This window comes from Streptomyces sp. NPDC007917 (assembly GCF_042959105.1).
Classification (GTDB): Bacteria; Actinomycetota; Actinomycetes; order Streptomycetales; family Streptomycetaceae; genus Streptomyces.
In genome coordinates this window covers 148576-171978 of record NZ_JBIBKK010000011.1, presented here as the reverse complement: position 1 = coordinate 171978, position 23403 = coordinate 148576, and the positions used below count along the sequence as shown (strand labels likewise).

Genomic DNA, 23403 nt, shown 5'->3' with positions numbered 1-23403 from the left:
TCTTCTCTCGGTTCTCGATGGGGTAGCGACTACCAGCGGTAGTGCGCGAAGGCCTTGTTGGACTCGGCCATCTTGTGGGTGTCCTCGCGACGCTTGACGGAGGCGCCCAGACCGTTGCTGGCGTCCAGCAGCTCGTTCATCAGACGCTCGGTCATGGTCTTCTCGCGACGGGCGCGGGAGTAGCCCACGAGCCAGCGCAGCGCGAGGGTGGAGGAGCGGCCGGGGCGGACCTCGACCGGGACCTGGTAGGTGGCGCCACCGACACGGCGGGAGCGGACCTCGAGGGTCGGCTTCACGTTCTCAAGCGCGCGCTTGAGCGTGATGACCGGGTCGTTGCCGGTCTTCTCGCGCAGCCCCTCCATGGCGCCGTAGACGATGCGCTCGGCGGTGGAGCGCTTGCCGTTCAGCAGCACCTTGTTGATGAGGGAGGTCACCAGAGGAGAGTTGTAGACCGGGTCGATGATGACCGGGCGCTTCGGGGCGGGGCCCTTACGAGGCATTCTTACTTCTCCTTCTTGGCGCCGTAGCGGCTGCGAGCCTGCTTGCGGTTCTTGACGCCCTGCGTGTCGAGGGAGCCGCGGATGATCTTGTAACGAACACCCGGCAGGTCCTTCACACGACCGCCACGCACGAGCACGATGGAGTGCTCCTGCAGGTTGTGGCCCTCACCCGGAATGTAAGCGGTGACCTCGATGCCGCTGGTCAGACGCACACGCGCGACCTTACGCAGGGCCGAGTTCGGCTTCTTCGGGGTGGTCGTGAACACACGCGTGCAGACGCCACGGCGCTGGGGGGAACCCTCGAGCGCGGGCGTCTTGTTCTTCTCGACCTTGTCCTGCCGGCCCTTGCGGACCAGCTGCTGGATCGTAGGCACCGTTTCTCCGGTTTCTGTGTGCCAGTCTCGATAAAGCTAACCTGGGGTTTCTCCGACCCACGCGGTCGGGTGTGTCGCACACTGCAGACCCCCGCGCAGATTGCGGGAGAGTGCAGATTGTCGGTGTCGACACCTCGGACCCCCGGGGAGACCCCTCCCGGCCCTGAGGCCGGTGATGAGTGCGCATACGGGAGCCCAGGGACACCCCAGGCACAAGGTCAGAGCGTACCTACCGCATCGGCTCCGGTCAAAACAAATGCACACGCGGCAGGGCACACCGGCCCGCCAGCATAGCCGCAGGGCGGCCACCCCGCCATGGGGTGGCCGCCCTGCGCCCGTATGACCCGGGATTACTGGTTGTACGGGCCGTAGTCGTAGTCCTCCAGCGGGACCGCCTGGCCGGAGCCCGTGCCGAAGGGCGAGTAGTCGATGTCGTCGTAACCGACGGCCGAGTACATCGCGGCCTTCGCCTCCTCGGTCGGCTCGACCCGGATGTTGCGGTAGCGGGACAGGCCCGTACCGGCCGGGATGAGCTTACCGATGATCACGTTCTCCTTGAGGCCGATCAGGGAGTCCGACTTGGCGTTGATCGCCGCGTCGGTGAGCACCCGGGTCGTCTCCTGGAAGGACGCCGCCGACAGCCAGGACTCGGTCGCCAGCGAGGCCTTGGTGATACCCATCAGCTGCGGACGGCCGGAGGCCGGGTGGCCGCCTTCCTGGACCACACGACGGTTCTCGGACTCGAAGCGCGAGCGCTCCACCAGCTCGCCCGGCAGCAGCTCGGCGTCGCCGGACTCGATGATCGTCACGCGGCGCAGCATCTGCCGGATGATGATCTCGATGTGCTTGTCGTGGATCGACACACCCTGCGAGTTGTAGACCTTCTGGACCTCGCCGACCAGGTGCACCTGGACGGCGCGCTGGCCGAGGATGCGCAGCACGTCGTGCGGGTTGGTGGCACCCACGGTCAGCGGCTGGCCGACCTCGACGTGATCGCCCTCGTCCACCAGCAGACGGGCTCGCTTGGAGACGCCGAAGGCCGTCTCGTCGGAGCCGTCGTCCGGAGTGACGACGATCTTCTTGGTCTTCTCGGTCTCCTCGATCCGGACGCGGCCGGCCGCCTCCGAGATCGGGGCGACACCCTTGGGCGTACGGGCCTCGAAGAGCTCGACGACACGCGGCAGACCCTGGGTGATGTCGTCACCGGCCACACCACCGGTGTGGAAGGTACGCATCGTCAGCTGGGTGCCGGGCTCACCGATGGACTGGGCGGCGATGATGCCGACGGCCTCGCCGATGTCCACCAGCTTGCCGGTGGCCAGCGAGCGGCCGTAGCACATGGCGCAGGTGCCGACGGCGGACTCGCAGGTGAGCACCGAGCGGGTCTTGACCGTCTCCACGCCGTGCCGGACCAGCTCGTCGATGAGCACATCGCCCAGGTCGGTGCCGGCCGGGGCCAGCACCTTGCCCTCGACGACGATGTCCTCGGCGAGGCAGCGCGCGTACACGCTGGTCTCGACGTCGTCCGCCTTGCGCAGCACGCCGTCCGCGCCCCTGGCCGCGATCGCCAGCTTGAGGCCGCGGTCGGTGCCGCAGTCCTCCTCGCGGATGATCACGTCCTGGGAGACGTCCACCAGACGACGGGTCAGGTAACCCGAGTCGGCGGTACGCAGGGCGGTGTCGGCGAGACCCTTACGGGCACCGTGGGTGGAGATGAAGTACTCCAGCACGGAGAGACCCTCACGGAACGACGCCTTGATGGGCCGCGGGATGGTCTCGTTCTTCGCGTTGGACACCAGACCACGCATACCGGCGATCTGACGCATCTGCATCATGTTTCCGCGCGCGCCCGAGTCGACCATCATGAAGATCGGGTTGGTCTTCGGGAAGTTCTCGTTCATCGCGTCGGCAACCTCGTTGGTCGCCTTCGTCCAGATCGAGATGAGCTCCTGGGTGCGCTCGTCCTTGGTGATCAGACCACGCTCGTACTGCTTCTGGACCTTCTCGTCCTGCGCCTCGTAGCCCTCGATGATGGCCTTCTTGGCCTCGGGGACGACGACGTCGGAGATCGCGACGGTGACACCGGAGCGGGTGGCCCAGTGGAAACCGGACGCCTTCAGGTTGTCCAGGGTCGCCGCGACGATGACCTTCGGGTAGCGCTCGGCCAGGTCGTTGACGATCTCGGAGAGCTGCTTCTTGCCCACCGAGTAGTCGACGAACGGGTAGTCCTCGGGCAGCAGCTCGTTGAAGAGCGCGCGGCCCAGGGTGGTGCGCAGCCGGAAGCTGTCGCCCGGCTGCCAGGCGGGCTCGCCCTCCTCCGGAACCGGCGGGGTCCAGCCGCGGGGCGGGACGGTGCCGATCGGGAAGCGGATGTCGATCTTCGCCTGGAGCGAGAGCTCGCGGGCGTCGAACGCCATGATCGCCTCGGCGGTGGAGCCGAAGGCCCGGCCCTCGCCGATGACCTCGCGCTCCTCCTCGTCGGTGGTGAGGAAGAACAGGCCGAGCACCATGTCCTGGGTGGGCATGGTCACCGGGCGGCCGTCGGCCGGCTTGAGGATGTTGTTCGAGGACAGCATCAGGATGCGGGCCTCGGCCTGGGCCTCCGCGGACAGCGGCAGGTGCACGGCCATCTGGTCACCGTCGAAGTCCGCGTTGAACGCGGTGCACACGAGCGGGTGAATCTGAATGGCCTTGCCCTCGACCAGCTGCGGCTCGAAGGCCTGGATGCCCAGGCGGTGCAGGGTCGGCGCACGGTTCAGCAGCACCGGGTGCTCGGCGATGACCTCTTCGAGCACGTCGTACACGACCGTGCGGCCGCGCTCGACCATGCGCTTGGCCGACTTGATGTTCTGCGCGTGGTTCAGGTCCACCAGGCGCTTCATCACGAACGGCTTGAAGAGCTCCAGCGCCATGGCCTTGGGCAGACCGCACTGGTGCAGCTTGAGCTGCGGGCCGACGACGATGACCGAACGGGCCGAGTAGTCGACACGCTTGCCCAGCAGGTTCTGACGGAAACGACCCTGCTTACCCTTCAGCATGTCGCTGAGGGACTTCAGCGGGCGGTTACCGGGACCGGTCACCGGGCGGCCGCGGCGGCCGTTGTCGAACAGCGCGTCGACGGCCTCCTGCAGCATCCGCTTCTCGTTGTTCACGATGATCTCGGGGGCACCGAGGTCAAGGAGACGCTTGAGGCGGTTGTTCCGGTTGATGACGCGGCGGTACAGGTCGTTCAGGTCGGAGGTCGCGAAGCGGCCACCGTCCAGCTGCACCATCGGACGCAGGTCCGGCGGGATCACCGGGATGCAGTCCAGCACCATGCCGTTGGGGCTGTTGCGGGTCTGCAGGAAGGCGGAGACGACCTTGAGGCGCTTGAGCGCACGGGTCTTCTTCTGGCCCTTGCCGGTCCGGATGATCTCGCGGAGCTTCTCGGCCTCCTCGTCGAGGTCGAAGGACTCCAGGCGCTTCTGCAGGGCAGCGGCGCCCATGCCGCCCATGAAGTACGTGCCGAAGCGGTCACGCAGCTCGCGGTAGAGCAGCTCGTCGCCCTCCAGGTCCTGGACCTTGAGGTTCTTGAAGCGGTTCCACACCTCGTCGAGACGGTCGATCTCGCGCTGGGCGCGGTCGCGCAGCTGCTTCATCTCGCGCTCGGCGCCCTCGCGCACCTTGCGGCGCACATCGGCCTTGGCGCCCTCGGCCTCCAGCTCGGCGAGGTCCGCCTCGAGCTTCTTGGCGCGGGCCTCCAGGTCGGCGTCGCGGCGCTGCTCGATCTGCTGGCGCTCGACGGAGACATGGGCCTCCAGCGAGGGCAGGTCGCGCGTACGGCGCTCCTCGTCCACCCACGTGATCATGTAGGCGGCGAAGTAGATGACCTTCTCCAGGTCCTTCGGGGCGAGGTCGAGCAGGTAGCCCAGACGCGACGGAACGCCCTTGAAGTACCAGATGTGGGTGACGGGTGCGGCCAGCTCGATGTGGCCCATCCGCTCACGGCGCACCTTGGCGCGGGTGACCTCGACGCCACAGCGCTCACAGATGATGCCCTTGAAGCGGACGCGCTTGTACTTGCCGCAGTAGCACTCCCAGTCCCGGGTCGGACCGAAGATCTTCTCGCAGAAGAGTCCGTCCTTTTCGGGCTTCAGGGTGCGGTAGTTGATGGTTTCCGGCTTCTTGACCTCACCGTGGGACCACTGACGGATGTCGTCAGCGGTGGCGAGGCCGATCCGCAGCTCGTCGAAGAAGTTGACGTCGAGCACTTGTCGTCAATCCCTCTTTCAGGGTCGTGTCTTCGGGTCTGACTGGGGGTCCGGGGAGAGGCCGGGGCGGTCGCGGTGGTCGATCGCCCCGGCCAGACCCGTCAGACCTCTTCGACGCTGCTCGGCTCGCGCCGCGACAGGTCGATACCGAGCTCCTCCGCAGCGCGGAAGACGTCCTCGTCGGTGTCGCGCATCTCGATGGACATGCCGTCGGACGACAGCACCTCCACGTTGAGGCACAGGGACTGCATCTCCTTGATGAGCACCTTGAAGGACTCAGGGATGCCGGGCTCGGGGATGTTCTCGCCCTTGACGATGGCCTCGTAGACCTTCACTCGGCCGGTGACGTCGTCGGACTTGATGGTCAGCAGCTCCTGGAGGGCGTACGCGGCGCCGTAGGCCTCGAGCGCCCACACCTCCATCTCACCGAAGCGCTGGCCACCGAACTGAGCCTTACCACCCAGCGGCTGCTGGGTGATCATCGAGTACGGACCGGTGGAGCGGGCGTGCAGCTTGTCGTCCACCAGGTGGTGCAGCTTGAGGATGTACATGTAGCCGACGGAGATCGGGTCCGGGAACGGCTCGCCGGAGCGGCCGTCGAACAGCCGGGCCTTGCCGGACGACTGGACCAGGCGGTCGCCGTCGCGGTTCGGGATCGTCGAGTCGAAGAGACCGGAGATCTCGTCCTCGCGGGCGCCGTCGAAGACCGGGGTCGCGACATTGGTGCCCGGCGCGACCTCGTCGGCGCCGATCGCCTGCAGCCGCTGCATCCACTCCTCGGAGCCCTCGACCTTCCAGCCGCGGGAGGCCAGCCAGCCGAGGTGGATCTCCAGGACCTGTCCCGGGTTCATTCGGGACGGGACACCCAGCGGGTTGAGGATGATGTCGACCGGGGTGCCGTCCTCCAGGAACGGCATGTCCTCGACCGGCAGGATCTTGGAGATGACGCCCTTGTTGCCGTGGCGGCCGGCGAGCTTGTCACCGTCGGTGATCTTGCGCTTCTGCGCCACGTAGACGCGGACCAGCTGGTTCACGCCCGGGGGCAGCTCGTCGCCCTCCTCGCGGTCGAAGACGCGCACGCCGATGACCTTGCCGGTCTCACCGTGCGGCACCTTCAGCGAGGTGTCACGGACCTCACGGGCCTTCTCACCGAAGATCGCGCGCAGCAGGCGCTCCTCCGGGGTCAGCTCGGTCTCACCCTTCGGGGTGACCTTGCCGACCAGGATGTCCCCGGCGATGACCTCGGCGCCGATGCGGATGATGCCGCGCTCGTCGAGGTCGGCCAGGACCTCCTCGGACACGTTCGGGATGTCCCGGGTGATCTCCTCAGGGCCGAGCTTGGTGTCACGGGCGTCGACCTCGTGCTCCTCGATGTGGATCGAGGAGAGGACGTCGTCCTGCACCAGGCGCTGGCTGAGGATGATCGCGTCCTCGTAGTTGTGGCCCTCCCACGGCATGAACGCCACCAGGAGGTTCTTGCCGAGCGCCATCTCGCCGTCCTCGGTGGACGGGCCGTCGGCCAGCACCTGGCCGGCGATCACCCGCGCGCCCTCGTCCACGACGACCTTCTGGTTGAAGGAGGTGCCCTGGTTGGAGCGGGAGAACTTGGCCACCCGGTAGGTGGTGTAGGTGCCGTCGTCGTTGGCCACCGTCACGTAGTCGGCGGAGACCTCCTGGACCACACCGTCCTTCTCGGCCTTGATGACGTCGCCGGCGTCGACCGCACAGCGGTACTCCATGCCGGTGCCGACCAGCGGGGACTCCGCCTTGATCAGCGGCACGGCCTGGCGCATCATGTTCGATCCCATGAGCGCGCGGTTGGCGTCGTCGTGCTCGAGGAAGGGGATCATGGCGGTCGCGACCGACACCATCTGGCGCGGCGAGACGTCCATGTAGTCGACGTCGTCGCCCGGGATGTAGTCGACCTCGCCGCCACGGCGGCGGACCAGGACGCGGTTCTCGGCGAAGTGCAGGTCGTCCGTCAGCGGCGCGTTGGCCTGCGCGATGACGAATCGGTCCTCTTCGTCGGCCGTCAGGTAGTCGACCTCGTCGGTGACGACACCGTTGGCGACCTTCCGGTACGGGGTCTCGATGAAACCGAACGCGTTGACCCGGCCGTACGAGGCGAGCGAGCCGATCAGACCGATGTTCGGGCCTTCGGGCGTCTCGATCGGGCACATGCGGCCGTAGTGCGACGGGTGCACGTCACGGACCTCGAAGCCCGCCCGCTCACGGGACAGACCACCGGGGCCCAGCGCGTTCAGACGGCGCTTGTGGGTCAGACCCGACAGCGGGTTCGTCTGGTCCATGAACTGCGACAGCTGGCTGGTGCCGAAGAACTCCTTGATGGAGGCGACGACCGGCCGGATGTTGATCAGGGTCTGCGGCGTGATCGCCTCGACATCCTGAGTCGTCATGCGCTCGCGGACGACGCGCTCCATACGGGCCAGACCCGTGCGGACCTGGTTCTGGATCAGCTCGCCGACGTTACGGATACGGCGGTTGCCGAAGTGGTCGATGTCGTCGGTCTCGACGACGATCGTCTGACCGTTCTCGCCGACCGTCTCGGTCTCACCGGCGTGCAGCTTCACCAGGTACTTGATCGAGGCGATGACGTCCTCGACCGTCAGGACGCCCGCGTCCAGCGGAGCGGCCGCACCCAGCTTCTTGTTGACCTTGTAGCGGCCGACCTTCGCGAGGTCGTAGCGCTTGGGGTTGAAGTAGAGGTTCTCCAGCAGCGTCTGCGCGGCCTCACGCGTCGGGGGCTCGCCCGGGCGCAGCTTGCGGTAGATGTCGAGCAGCGCGTCGTCCTGGCCCTGGGTGTGGTCCTTCTCCAGGGTGGCGCGCATGGACTCGTACTCGCCGAACTCCTCGAGGATCTGCTCGGTGGTCCAGCCGAGCGCCTTCAGGAGGACGGTCACGGACTGCTTGCGCTTGCGGTCGATGCGCACACCGACCATGTCGCGCTTGTCGATCTCCATCTCGAGCCAGGCGCCCCGGGAGGGGATGACCTTGACGGAGAAGATGTCCTTGTCGGACGTCTTGTCGATGGAGGAGTCGAAGTAGACACCCGGCGAGCGCACCAGCTGCGACACCACGACACGCTCGGTGCCGTTGATGACGAAGGTGCCCTTGTTGGTCATGAGCGGGAAGTCGCCCATGAAGACCGTCTGGGACTTGATCTCACCGGTCTCGTTGTTGGTGAACTCGGCCGTGACGAAGAGCGGCGCGGCGTACGTGAAGTCGCGCTCCTTGCACTCGTCGATCGAGTTCTTCGGGGGCTCGAAGCGGTGATCGCGGAAGGTCAGGGACATCGACCCGGAGAAGTCCTCGATCGGGGAGATCTCCTCGAAGATCTCTTCCAGACCGGACTTGGTGGGGACGTCCTGACCGCTGTCCAGCGCAGCCTCGACGCGAGCCTTCCAGGCGGCATTGCCGAGCAGCCAATCGAAGCTCTCGGTCTGCAGCGCGAGGAGGTTCGGAACCTCGAGAGGCTCCTTGATCTTCGCAAAGGAGATGCGCAGCGGGGCGGTGCTGGCGCCGTTGTTCGTATTGGCAGTCGAGGCGTTGCGCGAGGCGGCCAAGAGGGGGTCCTTCCGAGGGCTCGGACTCACTACGCGCGTGCCGGTCCCAACTCGAGCCACAGAGGGAAATCCCTGGTCAGAGAGATTCCCTCGGCCGTGCTCTCAGGTGGGCATGCCCCTGGTGACGGGCAGGAGGCAGCTAACAGGCAGCGCAAAGGGTCAGTGTAGCCACTTGGCACACTGATGTCCAGCTCCGAGTTTCTGAGACCGGCAGCGCCAATCTCTCCCTCCGGTGAGGGGGCCGCTCCCCCTCGTTGTCTTCTCGTTGTTTTCGAACGCCTGCAGCCACCCATGCGCCTCAGGCGCATATCGATACTGCCCGCTTCGCCGCCGATCCATGCCTCGGACTTGGATCGGTGTGACGTCGCGTCCTGAGAATTGCGCGCTGCGTGCCGTTCGTCAAGGCCCCCCACTCCGGCGAGATCGTCACAGGGCGTGGCGACGGGCAACGAAGATCACCATACCCGCAGGGACCGACAAGGCAACGCAGCCGTGACGGAAGCGCCGAAGGGCGACCACCCCAACGGGTGATCGCCCTTACGGAACGGAGCGGGTCAGCGGGCCCGGCAGGGCCCGCCTCCTGGCCCGCCTCGGGTCACTTGACCTCGACGGAGGCGCCGGCGCCCTTGAGGGACTCGGCGGCCTTGTCGGCCTGCTCCTTGTTGACCTTCTCCAGGACCGGCTTCGGGGTGCCGTCGACGAGGTCCTTGGCCTCCTTCAGACCCAGCGAGGTCAGCTCACGCACGACCTTGATGACCTGGATCTTCTTGTCGCCGGCGCCGGTGAGGATGACGTCGAACTCGTCCTTCTCCGGCTCGGCCTCGGCCGCGGCGCCCGGGGCACCCGGGGCAACGGCGACGGCGGCCGGGGCGGCGGCGGTGACGTCGAACTTCTCCTCGAAGGCCTTCACGAACTCGGAGAGCTCGATGAGGGTCATCTCCTCGAACTGCGCGAGCAGGTCTTCCTGGCTGAGCTTCGCCATGATGGCGGTCCTTCCACTAAATCGGCTGGTGCCGGATGTACATGTCGGCGGGCGCGGGCCCGCTGGGCAGCGGGAGAGTTACTCCGCGGCCTCGGCGGGAGCCGGCTCGCCGGCACCGCCCTGCTCTTCCTTCTTGACGCGAAGCGCCTCCGCGGTGCGGACGAACTTCGACGGGAGCGCCTGGAAGAGCGCCGCAGCCTGGGACTGCTTGCCCTTCATGGCGCCCGCCAGCTTGGCGAGCAGCACCTCGCGGGACTCGAGGTCCGCGAGCTTCTTGATCTCGTCGGCGGACAGCGCCTTGCCGTCAAGGACACCGCCCTTGATGACGAGAGCGGGGTTCTCCTTGGCGAAGTCACGGAGACCCTTCGCCGCCACTACCGGGTCACCGGTCACGAAGGCGACGGCCGACGAACCCGCGAACAGGTCGTCGAGCGTGGTGATCCCGGCCTCGTTGGCCGCGATCTTGGTCAGCGTGTTCTTCACCACACGGTACTGAGCGTTCTCACCGAGCGAACGGCGCAGCTCCTTGAGCTGCGCGACGGTGAGACCGGTGTACGCGGTCACAACAGCAGCGTTGGAGTTACGGAACTTGTCCGTCATCTCCTCGACGGCCGCGACCTTGTCAGGCCTCGCCATGAGCCTCGGCCTCCTTCCGGGTGATGAGGACCGCATCGGCCGGGCAAGGAGGCTGAACGAAACGAAACGCCCCGGCGCAGGCGCTCGGGGCGTGACTCGACCGTACGGGCCAGTGGCCCGATCGGGAGTCCATCCACAGTCACCTGCGCAGGTCGTCCGCAGCTAGCGGATCCTTCGGCCGCCGCGCCCCCGGGGAGGCACAGCAGCGACCAGCGGTCTTTGGCTTCTGTGGAAGGCTACGCGAACGGGCCGCGGCCAGGCAAATCGGCTCTGCGCCGGGTCAGCTCTGCTGGCGCAGGGCGTCCTGGAAGTCCATGGTGTCCGAGGCCGGCGGCTCCTCGACCGTGACCTTGGTGCCGTAGTCCGAGTAGAAGACCGTCGAGTCGTACTTCCCGTTGTTGCTCTCGGCCTGCTCGCGCTTCTTGACCAGCAGGTTGTCACCGTCGATCCACAGGTCGATGGTCTCGGTCTCCATGCCCGAGGTCTCCAGCTGCTTCTGCAGGGCCTCCAGGTCCGACTGGGTCAGGTCCTTGGACTGCATCTTGGCCAGCTCGGAGACCTTCACGGTGCCCGTGTAGTGGGTCGCCTTGACGCCCTTGACCGACTCCGTGCCCACGCTCTTGACCTGGCCCGTGGCGATCAGCAGCTGCACCGAACGCGCCGGGTCGGTGTTCTGCATCTGGTCCTTGAGGAACTCGCCGGAGGCGCCGGCCTGCTTGGCCAGGGTGTCGTAGTCGTACTTCATCCAGTGCTTGCCGCCCGCCTGCGCCGCGAACTCGGGGCCGAGGTTCATGAACATCGCGTCCGGCGTGTAGCGCGCCTCCATGGGCTTGCCGGCCAGCGGCGAGTTCTGAACCGACCCGCCCTTCTGCGTGATGACCATGTTGGCGTGCATACCGTTCGCCCAGTCCATCGCGCCGGACATGGTCGAGTTCTGCGCACCCATCTGCGTGGTGCCCTCGACCTTGGCCGAGTGCTGCTGGTCCGTCTGCTTGGAGGCCAGCTTCAGCGCCGCGAGCGGGCTGCCCACCGCCTCGGCGGCCTTGTCGGAGCCTTCCTTCGACTTGTCGCCGCTGTCGGCCTTGTCGCTCCCGCAGGCCGTGAGACCGGCCACCAGAATCACACCGCTGAGCACCGCCGCACTCCGGGCAGCGAAACGAGTACCGCGCACAGGTCCCCCTATGTCTTTGCTTCTTATTTATCTTTTACGACTGCTGAGACTGTATCTGAGGGGACGCCCGACGCAGTGAGCCGGGTTCCCGCCCTCCACGGGGGAGGGCGGGAACCCGGCTCACTGGGGTCGAGCGCCGCCTCGGGCGGCGCTCAGAGCGCGCTCAGCACACGTTCAGGACGGGCTCAGACGGCTTCTTCCTCGACCAGCAGGTTGCGGGTGCGGTTGGCGTCCAGCGGGATGCCGGGACCCATCGTGGTGGTCAGGGTCGCCTTCTTGATGTAGCGGCCCTTGGCGGCGGACGGCTTGAGACGGTTGATCTCCTCGAGCGCCGCGGCGTAGTTCTCCACCAGCTTGGCCTCGTCGAAGGAGACCTTGCCGATGATGAAGTGCAGGTTCGAGTGCTTGTCGACGCGGAACTCGATCTTGCCGCCCTTGATGTCGGTGACGGCCTTGGCCACGTCGGGGGTGACGGTGCCGGTCTTCGGGTTCGGCATCAGACCACGCGGACCGAGCACCCGGCCCAGGCGGCCGACCTTGCCCATGAGGTCCGGGGTGGCGACGACGGCGTCGAAGTCCAGCCGGCCCTTGGACACCTCGTCGATCAGCTCGTCGGAGCCGACGATGTCGGCTCCGGCGGCCTCCGCGGCCGCAGCACGGTCACCGGTCGCGAAGACCAGGACCCGGGCGGTCTTGCCGGTGCCGTGCGGAAGGTTCACGGTGCCGCGGACCATCTGGTCGGCCTTGCGCGGGTCGACACCCAGGCGCATGGCCACCTCGACGGTCGCGTCGAACTTGGTGGTGGTGGTCTCCTTGGCGAGCCGGACCGCCTCGAGCGGGGGGTACACGCGCTCCCGGTCGATCTTGGCGTCCGCGCTGCGGAGAGTCTTGCTGCGCTTCACTGCTGCTCCTGGTGAATTCGTGTGGAGTCGTGGTCCGGGCCGCGCCTGGCCCTGCCACGGTGGTGCTACGGGGGTGTCAGCCCTCGACCGTGATGCCCATGGAGCGGGCGGTGCCGGCGATGATCTTCTCGGCGGCGTCCAGGTCGTTGGCGTTCAGGTCGGGCATCTTGGTGGTGGCGATCTCGCGGACCTGGTCGCGGGTGATCTTGGCGACCTTGGTCTTGTGCGGCTCGCCGGAGCCCTTCTCCACACCCGCGGCCTTGAGGATCAGCTTGGCGGCCGGCGGAGTCTTGGTGACGAAGGTGAAGGAACGGTCCTCGTAGACCGTGATCTCCACCGGCACGACCATGCCGCGCTGCGACTCGGTCGCGGCGTTGTAGGCCTTGCAGAACTCCATGATGTTGACGCCGTGCTGACCCAGCGCGGGGCCGACCGGCGGAGCCGGGTTCGCGGCACCGGCCTGGATCTGGAGCTTGATCAGCCCCGTGACCTTCTTCTTCTTGGGAGGCATGCTCTCTCCGGGTCTTAGTGAGAGGTGGTTCGCCTCCGAACCGGATCATCCGGATGGAGGCATACCGCACAACAGTAACGGGTATACCTGCGCGGCCTAAAACCGAGCAGGTCAGACAGGCCGCGAAAGCCCGTCTGACCTGATCGGAAGGTTCGTATGGTCAGTTCTTCTGGATCTGGTCGAAGCTCAGCTCGACCGGGGTCTCCCGGCCGAAGATCTCCACCAGGCCCTTGACCTTCTTCGAGTCGGCGTTGATCTCGTTGATCGTCGCCTGCAGCGTCGCGAAGGGGCCGTCGGTGACCGTGACCGAGTCGCCCACCTCGAAGTCCAGCACCTGGACCTCGACCTTGCGGCTCGGCGTCGGCAGGCCCGCCTCCTCGGCGGCGGCCTTGGCGGCCTTCTCCTCGGCCTCCGGGGCGAGCATCTTGACGATCTCGTCCAGGGTCAGCGGGTACGGGTCGTACGCGTTGCCCACGAAGCCGGTGACGCCCGGGGTGTTGCGGACCACGCCCCAGGACTCGTTCGTCAGGTCCATGCGCACCAGCACATAGCCGGGCAGCTTGTTCTGGCGCACGGTGCGGCGGTCGCCGTTCTTGATCTGGACGACCTCTTCCTGCGGCACCTCGGCCTGGAAGATGTAGTCCTCGACGTTCAGCGAGACGGCGCGCTGCTCGAGGTTGGTCTTCACGCGGTTCTCGTAGCCCGCGTAGGTGTGGATGACGTACCACTCGCCGGGGAGGGTACGCAGCTCCTCACGCAGGGCCTCGACCGGGTCGACCGCAGCCTCTTCCTCGGCCTCTTCTTCGGTCTCCTCCGCGTCGGCCTCGGCGGCGTCCTCGGCCTCCAGGACGGCGTCCTCGTCCTCGACGCGGACCGCGTCCTCCTCGGCCGGCTCTCCCGCCTCAGCCTCCGCAGCCTCGGCCTGGTCCTCATCGGCAGCCTCGATGATGTCGAGCTCGTCCTCATCGGACTCGACGGCCGCGGCGGCCTCGTTCAGGTTCGGGTCAGACACGGTGGCTGCTTCTTCCTGGCTTCAAGAGGGGTGGAACGTGCGAAGGGGCACCCATGGGACAGCGCCACCCTTCGCGGGTCAGCCAAAGACGTACTTGATGGCTTGGTTGAACCCATAGTCAATCACGGTAACGATACCGATCATGATCAGCACAAAGACGATCACCACAGTGGTGTACGTCGACAGCTGGCCACGCGTGGGCCACACGACCTTGCGCAGCTCAGCGACGATCTGGCGGTAGAAAAGCGCGAGCCTGCCGAAAGGCCCCTTCTTTGCGCGCTTGCCACCACGACGGCTCTTCTTGGCCGCCACCTCTTCTTCGGGACGACCGCTTTCAGGCGTCGCGGTGGAGCCAAGGGCTTCCGTCACTACGTCCTCACCTGAATCCGGGTCGTGGCCGTGCCGCGTCCGGCCCGGCCGCACAGCGGTGCATTCTCAGTACGCGCCCACGCACCCTGGTAAACGTGCGTGTAGCAGGGCCGGAGGGACTTGAACCCCCAACCGCTGGTTTTGGAGACCAGTGCTCTACCAATTGAGCTACGACCCTTTGCGGCTCCACCCAACCTACCGCATCCACCCGGCTCCATGGAGTGCGCGAGGCGAAACGGCTGTTGAGCGGCCAACGACGGATGAGTGTACGTGGTCGAGGGCCGGGCGTCGAACGAGAAGCGCCCATCGCGCCCGTAAACCCGCGTGCCGCGCCATCCGGCGGTCTGGGACGATGCACATATGACCGCTGCTACTCCCCCTGTACAGTCCCCGACAGAGCGCCGTGTCTCCGCCCGTATCGGAGCCATTTCCGAGTCCGCCACGCTCGCCGTCGACGCCAAGGCCAAGGCCCTCAAGGCCGCCGGGCGTCCGGTGATCGGCTTCGGCGCGGGCGAGCCCGACTTCCCCACGCCCGACTACATCGTCGAGGCGGCCGTGGAGGCCTGCCGCAACCCGAAGTACCACCGCTACACCCCGGCCGGCGGGCTGCCCGAGCTCAAGGCGGCGATCGCCGCGAAGACGCTGCGCGACAGCGGCTACGAGGTCGAGGCGGCGCAGGTCCTGGTGACCAACGGCGGCAAGCAGGCGATCTACGAGGCGTTCGCGGCGATCCTGGACCCGGGCGACGAGGTCATCGTCCCCGCCCCGTACTGGACCACCTACCCCGAGTCGATCCGGCTCGCGGGCGGCGTCCCGGTCGACGTCGTCGCCGACGAGACCACCGGCTACCGGGTCTCCGTGGAGCAGCTGGAGGCGGCCCGCACCGAGCGCACCAAGGTGCTGCTCTTCGTCTCCCCGTCCAACCCCACCGGCGCCGTCTACTCGCGCGAGCAGGTCGAGGCGATCGGGCGCTGGGCGGCCGAGCACGGGCTGTGGGTGCTCACCGACGAGATCTACGAGCACCTGGTGTACGGGGACGCGGAGTTCCACTCGCTGCCGGTCGTGGTGCCCGAGCTGCGGGACAAGTGCATCGTGGTCAACGGCGTGGCGAAGACGTACGCCATGACCGGATGGCGTGTGGGCTGGGTCATCGGCCCCAAGGACGTCGTCAAGGCCGCGACCAATCTGCAGTCGCACGCCACCTCGAACGTGAGCAATGTCGCACAGGCCGCCGCCCTGGCCGCCGTCTCGGGCGACCTGGACGCCGTGGCCGCGATGCGCGAGGCCTTCGACCGCCGCCGCCGCACCATCGTGCGGATGCTGAACGAGATCGACGGCGTGGAGTGCCCCGAGCCCGAGGGCGCCTTCTACGCCTACCCGTCGGTGAAGGCCCTGATCGGCAAGGAGATCCGCGGCAAGCGGCCGCAGAGCTCCGTGGAGCTGGCCGGGCTGATCCTGGAGGAGGCCGAGGTCGCGGTCGTCCCGGGCGAGGCCTTCGGCACCCCGGGCTATCTGCGGCTCTCGTACGCGCTGGGCGACGAGGACCTGGTCGAGGGGGTCTCCCGGCTGCAGAAGCTGCTGGGCGAGGCGCGCGCGTAGTACGGAACTTGTCGGATAAGCGGGCTCCCGGCCTTGGTCGGGGGCCCGCTTATCCGTTCAGGCACGTGCCCATTCAGGGAACACGGCTGCCTGGCCGCAGATTGCATTGCTACGGCAGTATCTGCAGGTGACTCCGCCCCGAGGGGCTTCTCACTCGACCGGTGTGTCGGTCTCATGACGGACAAGCCCTGTCCGGCGCCTCGCGGCACGGAATGGAGCCTAGCAGTAACGGAGAGTTGATGAATCACGTTCGTGATGTCCGCCTGTTGCCCAAAGCGCATCTGCATCTGCACTTCACCGGCTCGATGCGCCCCGCCACGCTGCTCGAGCTCGCCGACAAGTACGGCGTCCACCTCCCGGAGGCGCTCAGCGGCGGCGAGCCCCCCAGGCTGCGCGCCACCGACGAGCGCGGCTGGTTCCGGTTCCAGCGGCTGTACGACATCGCGCGGTCCTGTCTGCGCGAACCGGAGGACATCCAGCGGCTGGTGCGCGAGGCCGCCGAGGAGGACGTGCGGGACGGCGCCGGGTGGCTGGAGATCCAGGTCGACCCCACCTCGTACGCCCCGCGTCTCGGCGGTCTGATCCCCGCGCTGGAGATCATCCTGGACGCCGTGGAGACGGCCTCCCGGGACACCGGGCTCGGGATGCGGGTGCTGGTCGCCGCCAACCGCATGAAGCACCCCCTGGAGGCCCGCACGCTGGCCCGGCTGGCGGTCCGCTTCGCCGACCGCGGCGTCATCGGCTTCGGCCTGTCCAACGACGAGCGGCGCGGGCTGGCCCGGGACTTCGACCGGGCCTTCGCCATCGCCCGGGACGGCGGCCTGCTGGCGGCCCCGCACGGCGGCGAGCTGTCGGGCCCGAGCAGCGTCCGTGACTGCCTGGACGACCTCGGCGCGCAGCGGGTGGGCCACGGCGTACGGGCCGCCGAGGACCCCCGGCTGCTGCGCCGGCTCGCCGAGCGCGGCGTGACCTGTGAGGTGTGCCCGTCCTCGAACGTGGCCCTGGGCGTCTACGAGAAGCCAGAGGACGTGCCGCTGCGCACGCTGTACGAGGCCGGGGTGCCGATGGCGCTGGGCGCCGACGACCCGCTGCTGTTCGGGTCGCGGCTGGCGGCCCAGTACGAGCTGGCGCGCGAGCACCACGGCTTCACGGACACCGAGCTGGCCGAGCTGGCCCGGCAGTCCATCCGCGGCTCGGCGGCCCCCAAGGACGTGGCGGCCCGGCTGCTCGCCGACGTCGACGCCTGGCTGGTGGCCGCCGGGTAGCCGCTGGGCCCGTGCCCTCAGAGGCTGACGCCGACCGTCACCGGCTCGTTGACGAGCGTGATCCCGAACGCGGCCTCGACCCCGGCGACGACCTCGCGGGCGAGCGCGAGCAGGTCCTCGGTCGTGGCCTCGCCCCGGTTGGTCAGGGCCAGGGTGTGCTTGGTGGAGATGCGGGCCGGGCCGGTGCCGTAGCCCTTGGTGAAGCCCGACTTGTCGATCAGCCATGCGGCGGAGGTCTTGATCCGCCCCTCTCCCGCCGGATAGGCGGGCGGGGTGACGCCGGGGCCCAGACGCTCGGCGACGCGGGCCAGGAAGGCGGCGTGGGCCTCCTCGGTCAGGACCGGGTTGGTGAAGAAGGAGCCCGCGGACCAGGTGTCGTGGTCCTGCGGGTCGAGCACCATCCCCTTGCCCGCGCGGAGCTTGAGGACCGCCTCGCGGGCGGTGGCCACCGGCACCCGCTCCCCCACCGCCACGCCGAGGGCACGGGCGGTCTCCGCGTACTTGACGGGCGCGGACAGGCCGTCCGCGTCCTCCAGCGCGAAGCGCACCCGCAGCACCACATAGCGCTGTGGGTCGGCCTTGAAGCGGCTGTGGCGGTAGGCGAAGCCGCAGTCGGCGTTCGGGATGGTCACGACGGTCTCGGCGCGCCGGTCGTAGGCGACGACCTCGGTGATCGTGGCCGAGACCTCCTGGCCGTACGCGCCCACGTTCTGGATCGGGGTCGCACCCGCGGAACCGGGGATTCCGGCCAGGCACTCGATGCCGGCGAGACCGGCCCGGACCGTACGGGCCACCGCGTCCGACCAGTTCTCGCCCGCGGCCAGCTCCAGCCGGCCGCCGTCCAGGGTGAAGCCGCGGGTCGCGATGCGCAGGGCGGTGCCGTCGAAGCCCTTGTCGGCGATGACCAGATTGCTGCCGCCGCCTATGACCAGGAGCGGGGTCCCGGCCGCGTCGGCCTCCCGGACCGCCGCGATCACCTCGTCGTCGGTGGTGGCCGTGAGCAGCCGGCCGGCCGGGCCGCCGAGACGGAAGGTGGTGAAGGGGGCCAGGGGCGCGTCGTGGAGTTCCTGCACGCGCTCAAGAGTACGGGGCGCCCCGGCGGGGCCCGGCCCGGCCCGTGGGGCGCCTCACGTGCCTCGGGCGAGGCGGACGGCGGCTGCCTCAGGCGAGGCGGACGACGGCGCGGGCCCGGCCCAGCACCTTCTGCCCCGCGCTGGTCGCCATGACGTCGACGCGGACCGTACGGGCCTCGTCGTCCAGCTTCGCGCCGACCTTGGCGGTCACCTCGATGACCGCGCCCTTCTCGTCGTTCGGCACGACGACCGGCTTGGTGAAGCGCACCCCGTACTCCACGACGGCCGCCGGGTCCCCGGCCCAGTCGGTCACCACGCGGCCCGCCTCGGCCATGGTGAACATGCCGTGCGCGATGACGTCGGGGAGGCCGACCTCTTTGGCGAACTTCTCGTTCCAGTGGATCGGGTTGAAGTCCCCCGAGGCGCCCGCGTACCGGACCAGGTCGGCGCGGGTCACGGGGAACTCCTGGGCGGGCAGCTCGGTGCCGACCTCGACGTCGTCGTACGAGACCTTGGCTGTCATCTGTCTTCCTTTGCTGCCTGGGCCTCGACGGCGCGGGCCACGAGGGTCGTGTACGAGGTCACCACGTGCTCCCCGGCCTCGTCGTGCACCTCGCCGCGGACCGACAGGACGTCATTGCCGGCCAGCGACTTGATCGAGTCGATCGTCGAGGTGACCGTGACGCGGTCGCCCGCGTGCAGCGGGCGGGTGTAGACGAACCTCTGGTCGCCGTGCACCACCCGGCTGTAGTCCAGGCCCAGCAGCGGGTCCTCGATCACCTGCTGCCCGGCGGCCTTGAAGGTGAGCGCGAACACGAAGGTCGGCGGGGCGATCACATCGGGGTGGTCGAATACCCTGGCCGCCTCCGGATCGAAGTACACCGGATTGGCGTCGCCGATCGCCTCGGCGAATTCGCGGATCTTCTCCCGGCCGACCTCATAGGGCGCGGTGGGCGGGTAGGACCGCCCGACGAACGACTGGTCGAGCGCCATCGACTCGGCACCTCCTGCGGTTGATGTTGCTCGGATCTTGTTGTGGCACGAAAAGCCGGGCACAGGACGTTGTGGAACGAAACAAGGTCGCCCCCGCGTGTGGGGGGCGACCTTGAATGCGGTCTGTGCGTACTGTCTGACCGTCGCGTTTATCGCGTCTCGCGGTGCGCGGTGTGCGCGTTGCAACGCGGGCAGTGCTTCTTCAGCTCAAGACGATCCGGGTCGTTACGCCGGTTCTTCTTGGTGATGTAGTTCCGCTCCTTGCACTCCACGCAGGCCAGCGTGATCTTCGGGCGGACGTCGGTGGCAGCCACGTGAGTGCTCCTTGACGAACGGATGGATGAACGCAGAAATAGTAGCCGATCGAAGGACCGACCCCACAATCGGCTACAGTGGGTAGCGGTGACCGGACTTGAACCGGTGACACAGCGATTATGAGCCGCTTGCTCTACCGACTGAGCTACACCGCTGCGATGCGATTGGCCCCCACCCGACCTGAGCCGAGCGGGACACCTCACACATCAGAGCCCCAATACGGAATCGAACCGTAGACCTTCTCCTTACCATGGAGACGCTCTGCCGACTGAGCTATTGGGGCGAGCGATGAAGACATTACACGCTCGGGCGCCGAAGGTGAAATCCGTATCGGGGCGCCGTCACCGTTCGCCACCGTCCGCTCAGGCACCACACCGGTACGACTATTCGGCTCCTCCCGGAAGCCGCCCGCGCCTCGCCCTAGGCTCGGGCTCGGATCACGCTGAGCGATCTTGAGCCCAGGACATCCACAGGACATCCATCCACCGGACATCCAGGAGCGCGATGCCCGACAGCCATCCGCAGCGGCAGCCGCACACCCGCGACGCCACGGCGCCCGAGGACGCCCCCGCGCTGGTGCTCGGCGGCGTCCGGCTCGCCGACGGCCGCACTGTGGACGTACGGGTCAGCGGCGGGCGCATCGAGGCGGTCGGCACGGCGGGCAGCCTGGTCCCCGGCACCCGCCTCGACCTCGACGGCTATCTGCTGCTCCCGGCCCCCGCCGAGCCGCACGCCCACTGCGACACCGCCCTCACCGCCGACACCGTCGGACCCGTCTCGTACGCGCCCGAGGACGTCCAGCGCCGCACCACCGAGGCCGCCCTGCTGCACCTCGGCCACGGGGCGACCGCGCTGCGCACCCATGTGCCCATCGGCGGGGTGCACGGGCTGCGGTCCCTGGAGGCCGTCCTGCGGGCCCGGGAGACGCTGCGCGGGCTGACCGACCTGACCTCCGTGGCGGTGCCCCGGGTGCTGACCGGCGCGGCCGGGGCGGACGGTCTGGCCGTGCTGCGGGACGCCGTGAAGATGGGCGCCGGGGTCATCGGCGGCTGCCCCGACCTCGACCCCGACCCCACCGGCCATGTGGAGGCCGTCCTCGACATCGCCGCCCGCCACGGCTGCGCCGTCGACCTGCACACGGACGGCGACGACCCGGCCCGCCTCGCCCGGCTCGCGGCCATGGCCGGCGGGCTGCGGCCGGGCGTCACGATCGGCCCCTGCGGAGGGCTGGCGCGGCTGCCGCGCGATGTGGTGGCCCGGGTGGCGGACCGGCTGGCGGCGGCGGGCGTCACGGTCGTCTGTCTGCCCCAGGGCGACTGCGCCGGACTGGAGGACCGGCGCAGCCGCCCCGGGGCCTGCGCCCCGAGCTGCGCGCCGGTGCGGCTGCTGCGCTCGGCCGGGGTCCGGGTGGCCGCGGGCAGCGGGGCGCTGCGGGACGCCGCCAACCCGGTCGGGCGGGGCGATCCGCTGGAGGCCGCCTTCCTCCTGGCCTCGCGCGGCGAGGCGGAGCCCGAGGAGGCGTACGAGGCGGTCTGCGGGCGCGCCCGGGCCGCGCTGGGGCTGCCCGAAGTGCGCGTGGAGGCCGGGTTCCCAGCAGAGCTGCTCGCGGTGCGCGGGGACGGCCTGCCGGGCGTGCTCTCGCTCGCGTACAGCCGGGTGGTGGTCCACCAGGGGCGCGTGGTGGCGCGTACCAGCGCGGTGCGCGAGTACTGCGCCTCCGCGGCCGCGGCGGCGCTGGACCTGCCGCGGCAGGCGCGGACGGACCACAGCGGCCGCCCGCAGCCGCCGGCGGACTGAGCCGGGGGGCTCGGGGGCCGAGCCGGGGTCCGGCGGGTCAGCCGTTCCGGGAGCCCGCCGTCTCCGCCGGGCGCAGCGTGCCGAGGTCGCCGAGGTCGCCGGTCAGCCCGTCGATACCGCCGTCCCCAGGGCCCTGCGCGTCGCCGTCCACGCGGAAGCGGTCCCCTGAGATCGCGGCGGCGTCCTCGTCGCTCCCCGCGCCCTCGACGTCGCCCAGCATTCCGGTGGCCGCCTCCGCCATGCCCGGGATGTCGAGCTCGGTGGCGCCGGAGGGAACGGCGATCTTCCCGCCCTCCTTGAACGTCAACGTGACCGGCAGCTTCTCACCCTTCTTCAGCCCCTCGGCGAGCGGAGCGAGATCCGCGCTGGCCCCGGCGAGCGCGCCGTTCTTGATGGCGAAGTCGACCGCGATCTTCTTGTTCGGCAGGTCCTTGAAGTCCTTGGCCGTCGGCAGGTCCTCGGCGCCCGGGATCTCGTCGGTGAACGGCCTCAGCTCGTCGAAGATCCCGGTCACCAGAGTCCTGACCGGCCCGGTGGCCACCAGGTGGTCCGCCCCGTCACGGCGGCCCTCGTCCTTGATGGTGACCTCGCGGGCGAAGAGCTTTTTGAGGGCCTTCGTGATCTTCTTGCTCGTCCCGGGGGTGAGCTCGGGTTCGCCGGACGCCTTCTTCCCGCCCCCGGCGCCGAACTCCTCGCGCGCCTTCTCCATCTCGGCGGTGTCGATCTTGACCCACCCGCCGTCCAGGATCTGCCGCAGCGCCTTGCCGCCCGGCATGGAGTCGGGCATCTCGTCGGCGGACGGCACGGGTTCCCCCGTCAGCTCGCCGAACGCCCGCATGTCCATGCGTACGTACGCCGTCTTGCCCATGACCCGGTACTCGGCGAGATCCCCGTCCGGTCCGCTGAGCTTCACCCGCGTCGCGACCAGGTCCTTGTCCTTGGCCTCCGCCAACGGCTTCTTCGCCTGGACGGCCACGCTGACCTTCATCCCGGCCAGCGCCTCGGCCTCCTCGCGCGTCATGGACTCCGCCGCGCTGTCGCTCTTGGAGAGGGCGATGAGCTGCTCGGGCGTGGCATCGAGGTCCAGCTCCATCGACAGGGACCGGCGCTCGCCGAGCTTGTCGGCCGCGTTCTCCAGCTTCTTCCCCGCCGAGATGTTCTCGATGGCGCCGCATGCGGCGACGCCGGTGACCAGGGCGGTCGTACAGCCGACGGCGACGAGGGACTTACGGATGGCGGTCATGGCGGTAATCGGGGCTCCTCCAGTCGGCTGAACAGACGATTGCGCCTGATCTTCCGGTCAGACTCGCGAGTGCCAAGGAGGGTTGCACGGCGTACGGTCGGGATCATGCGCATTGTCATCGCTGGAGGACACGGTCAGATCGCGCTGCGGCTGGAGCGGCTGCTCGCCCGGCGCGGCGACGAGGTCGCGGGCATCATCCGCCGCCCCGAGCAAGCGGGCGACCTGCTGGCGGCCGGGGCCGAACCGGTCGTCCGCGACCTGGAACAGGCATCGGTCGACGACGTCGCCCAGCACCTGGAGGCCGCCGACGCGGCGGTCTTCGCGGCCGGCGCGGGCCCCGGCAGCGGCGCCGCCCGCAAGGAGACGGTGGACCACGCCGCCGCCGTGCTCTTCGCCGACGCGGCCGAGCGGGCCGGCGTACGGCGGTTCCTCGTCGTCTCCTCCATGGGCGCCGACCGCGAGATCGCCCCGGACACCGACCCGGTCTTCGCCGCCTATCTGCGGGCCAAGACCGAGGCGGACGCGGCCGTACGGGCCCGCCTGGCCCTCGACTGGACCATCCTGCGCCCGGGCCGCCTGACGGACGACCCGGGCACCGACCGGGTCACCCTGGCCGAGCACGTCGAGTACGGCTCGGTGACCCGTGACGACGTGGCGGCCGTCCTGCTCGCGCTCCTCGACGAGCCCCGTACGGCGGGCCGCACGCTGGAGCTGGTGAACGGCCCGACGCCGATCGGCGAAGCGGTGAGGGCGTCGGCGGCGTAAGGCCCCCGCGCGACCGCGCGATGTCCTGACCCGGGTCCTGGAAATCCGCCCGGGTCCTGGAA

Annotated in this window: 20 protein-coding genes and 3 tRNA genes; 4 read left to right on the top strand and 19 right to left on the bottom strand. The window is 68.8% G+C overall.

What is annotated here, in order from left to right; translation table 11 throughout:
* Window positions 1-29: 29 nt before the first annotated feature.
* From rpsG to ACFZDL_RS23405, 12 genes are all read right to left on the bottom strand, one after another.
* The gene (gene rpsG, locus ACFZDL_RS23460; RefSeq protein ID WP_030835073.1) at window positions 30-500 is read right to left on the bottom strand and encodes a 30S ribosomal protein S7; all 471 of its coding nucleotides are present in this window, start codon (window positions 498-500) and stop codon (window positions 30-32) included.
* A 2-nt stretch (window positions 501-502) separates the two neighbouring features.
* The gene (rpsL, locus tag ACFZDL_RS23455) at window positions 503-874 is read right to left on the bottom strand and encodes a 30S ribosomal protein S12 (RefSeq protein WP_003948652.1); all 372 of its coding nucleotides are present in this window, start codon (window positions 872-874) and stop codon (window positions 503-505) included.
* A gap of 350 nt (window positions 875-1224) precedes the next feature.
* Window positions 1225-5124, bottom strand: coding sequence for a DNA-directed RNA polymerase subunit beta' (locus ACFZDL_RS23450; protein ID WP_353592292.1), 3900 nt, complete (start codon window positions 5122-5124; stop codon window positions 1225-1227).
* A gap of 101 nt (window positions 5125-5225) precedes the next feature.
* Window positions 5226-8708, bottom strand: a complete 3483-nt coding sequence (gene rpoB, locus ACFZDL_RS23445; RefSeq protein WP_353592291.1) for a DNA-directed RNA polymerase subunit beta — start codon at window positions 8706-8708, stop codon at window positions 5226-5228.
* A 595-nt stretch (window positions 8709-9303) separates the two neighbouring features.
* On the bottom strand, window positions 9304-9690 hold the full coding sequence (gene rplL / locus ACFZDL_RS23440; RefSeq protein WP_353592290.1) for a 50S ribosomal protein L7/L12: 387 nt from the start codon (window positions 9688-9690) through the stop codon (window positions 9304-9306).
* A gap of 78 nt (window positions 9691-9768) precedes the next feature.
* Window positions 9769-10326, bottom strand: a complete 558-nt coding sequence (gene rplJ / locus ACFZDL_RS23435; protein ID WP_353592289.1) for a 50S ribosomal protein L10 — start codon at window positions 10324-10326, stop codon at window positions 9769-9771.
* Window positions 10327-10606: 280 nt separating this feature from the next.
* Window positions 10607-11461 (bottom strand): hypothetical protein, encoded by an 855-nt coding sequence (locus ACFZDL_RS23430; RefSeq protein WP_353592288.1) that lies wholly within the window; start codon window positions 11459-11461, stop codon window positions 10607-10609.
* Between the two features lie 221 nt (window positions 11462-11682).
* Window positions 11683-12399 (bottom strand): 50S ribosomal protein L1, encoded by a 717-nt coding sequence (gene rplA / locus ACFZDL_RS23425; RefSeq protein WP_353592287.1) that lies wholly within the window; start codon window positions 12397-12399, stop codon window positions 11683-11685.
* A 76-nt stretch (window positions 12400-12475) separates the two neighbouring features.
* On the bottom strand, window positions 12476-12910 hold the full coding sequence (gene rplK / locus ACFZDL_RS23420) for a 50S ribosomal protein L11 (protein ID WP_020869305.1): 435 nt from the start codon (window positions 12908-12910) through the stop codon (window positions 12476-12478).
* A 160-nt stretch (window positions 12911-13070) separates the two neighbouring features.
* Complete coding sequence (gene nusG, locus ACFZDL_RS23415) at window positions 13071-13922, bottom strand: transcription termination/antitermination protein NusG (protein ID WP_353592286.1); 852 nt, start codon at window positions 13920-13922, stop codon at window positions 13071-13073.
* A gap of 78 nt (window positions 13923-14000) precedes the next feature.
* A complete protein-coding gene (secE, locus tag ACFZDL_RS23410; protein WP_043487404.1) occupies window positions 14001-14291 on the bottom strand; it encodes a preprotein translocase subunit SecE in 291 nt (96 codons plus the stop codon).
* Window positions 14292-14396: 105 nt separating this feature from the next.
* A tRNA-Trp gene (locus ACFZDL_RS23405) sits at window positions 14397-14469 on the bottom strand.
* Window positions 14470-14651: 182 nt separating this feature from the next.
* On the opposite strand from ACFZDL_RS23405, the gene ACFZDL_RS23400 reads away from it, so the two are divergent.
* Together ACFZDL_RS23400 and ACFZDL_RS23395 are read left to right on the top strand one after the other, a co-directional pair.
* The gene (locus ACFZDL_RS23400; RefSeq protein ID WP_353592285.1) at window positions 14652-15890 is read left to right on the top strand and encodes a pyridoxal phosphate-dependent aminotransferase; all 1239 of its coding nucleotides are present in this window, start codon (window positions 14652-14654) and stop codon (window positions 15888-15890) included.
* Window positions 15891-16129: 239 nt separating this feature from the next.
* Complete coding sequence (locus tag ACFZDL_RS23395; RefSeq protein WP_353592284.1) at window positions 16130-17155, top strand: adenosine deaminase; 1026 nt, start codon at window positions 16130-16132, stop codon at window positions 17153-17155.
* Between the two features lie 17 nt (window positions 17156-17172).
* On the opposite strand, the gene ACFZDL_RS23390 is transcribed toward ACFZDL_RS23395, so the two are convergent.
* The 6 genes from ACFZDL_RS23390 to ACFZDL_RS23365 all read right to left on the bottom strand — a co-directional run bounded on the left by ACFZDL_RS23390 (window position 17173) and on the right by ACFZDL_RS23365 (window position 19819).
* The gene (locus ACFZDL_RS23390; RefSeq protein WP_353592283.1) at window positions 17173-18228 is read right to left on the bottom strand and encodes a UDP-N-acetylmuramate dehydrogenase; all 1056 of its coding nucleotides are present in this window, start codon (window positions 18226-18228) and stop codon (window positions 17173-17175) included.
* An 88-nt stretch (window positions 18229-18316) separates the two neighbouring features.
* The gene (locus tag ACFZDL_RS23385) at window positions 18317-18751 is read right to left on the bottom strand and encodes a MaoC family dehydratase (protein ID WP_353592282.1); all 435 of its coding nucleotides are present in this window, start codon (window positions 18749-18751) and stop codon (window positions 18317-18319) included.
* The gene (locus ACFZDL_RS23380) at window positions 18748-19221 is read right to left on the bottom strand and encodes a MaoC family dehydratase N-terminal domain-containing protein (RefSeq protein WP_353592281.1); all 474 of its coding nucleotides are present in this window, start codon (window positions 19219-19221) and stop codon (window positions 18748-18750) included. Before ACFZDL_RS23380 ends, ACFZDL_RS23385 begins: the two co-directional genes overlap by 4 nt.
* 149 nt (window positions 19222-19370) lie before the next feature.
* Entirely contained in the window at window positions 19371-19535 is a 165-nt protein-coding gene (gene rpmG, locus ACFZDL_RS23375; RefSeq protein ID WP_065962933.1) for a 50S ribosomal protein L33, read from the bottom strand.
* Window positions 19536-19618: 83 nt separating this feature from the next.
* Window positions 19619-19691 (bottom strand) — tRNA-Met (locus tag ACFZDL_RS23370).
* A 55-nt stretch (window positions 19692-19746) separates the two neighbouring features.
* Window positions 19747-19819 (bottom strand) — tRNA-Thr (locus ACFZDL_RS23365).
* Between the two features lie 221 nt (window positions 19820-20040).
* Between ACFZDL_RS23365 and ACFZDL_RS23360 the strand changes: the two genes are divergently transcribed.
* Window positions 20041-21333, top strand: a complete 1293-nt coding sequence (locus tag ACFZDL_RS23360) for an amidohydrolase family protein (protein WP_353592280.1) — start codon at window positions 20041-20043, stop codon at window positions 21331-21333.
* Between the two features lie 37 nt (window positions 21334-21370).
* Here ACFZDL_RS23360 and ACFZDL_RS23355 read toward each other — a convergent pair whose 3' ends face one another.
* Window positions 21371-22576, bottom strand: a complete 1206-nt coding sequence (locus tag ACFZDL_RS23355) for a hypothetical protein (RefSeq protein ID WP_353592279.1) — start codon at window positions 22574-22576, stop codon at window positions 21371-21373.
* Window positions 22577-22681: 105 nt separating this feature from the next.
* On the opposite strand from ACFZDL_RS23355, the gene ACFZDL_RS23350 reads away from it, so the two are divergent.
* Window positions 22682-23341 carry an NAD(P)H-binding protein gene (locus ACFZDL_RS23350; protein WP_353592278.1) on the top strand — a complete coding sequence of 220 codons (660 nt, stop codon included), beginning with the start codon at window positions 22682-22684 and terminating at the stop codon, window positions 23339-23341.
* Window positions 23342-23403: the final 62 nt, after the last annotated feature.

Excerpts from the sequence above, each read along its gene's own strand:
- rpsG (WP_030835073.1), bottom strand. The coding sequence starts at position 500 with ATGCCTCGTAAGGGCCCCGCCCCGAAGCGCCCGGTCATCATCGACCCG.
- rplL (WP_353592290.1), bottom strand. The coding sequence starts at position 9,690 with ATGGCGAAGCTCAGCCAGGAAGACCTGCTCGCGCAGTTCGAGGAGATG.
- rplJ (WP_353592289.1), bottom strand. The coding sequence starts at position 10,326 with ATGGCGAGGCCTGACAAGGTCGCGGCCGTCGAGGAGATGACGGACAAG.
- rplK (WP_020869305.1), bottom strand. The coding sequence starts at position 12,910 with ATGCCTCCCAAGAAGAAGAAGGTCACGGGGCTGATCAAGCTCCAGATC.
- ACFZDL_RS23400 (WP_353592285.1), top strand. The coding sequence starts at position 14,652 with ATGACCGCTGCTACTCCCCCTGTACAGTCCCCGACAGAGCGCCGTGTC.
- ACFZDL_RS23395 (WP_353592284.1), top strand. The coding sequence starts at position 16,130 with ATGAATCACGTTCGTGATGTCCGCCTGTTGCCCAAAGCGCATCTGCAT.
- ACFZDL_RS23385 (WP_353592282.1), bottom strand. The coding sequence starts at position 18,751 with ATGACAGCCAAGGTCTCGTACGACGACGTCGAGGTCGGCACCGAGCTG.
- ACFZDL_RS23380 (WP_353592281.1), bottom strand. The coding sequence starts at position 19,221 with ATGGCGCTCGACCAGTCGTTCGTCGGGCGGTCCTACCCGCCCACCGCG.
- ACFZDL_RS23360 (WP_353592280.1), top strand. The coding sequence starts at position 20,041 with ATGCCCGACAGCCATCCGCAGCGGCAGCCGCACACCCGCGACGCCACG.
- ACFZDL_RS23355 (WP_353592279.1), bottom strand. The coding sequence starts at position 22,576 with ATGACCGCCATCCGTAAGTCCCTCGTCGCCGTCGGCTGTACGACCGCC.
- ACFZDL_RS23350 (WP_353592278.1), top strand. The coding sequence starts at position 22,682 with ATGCGCATTGTCATCGCTGGAGGACACGGTCAGATCGCGCTGCGGCTG.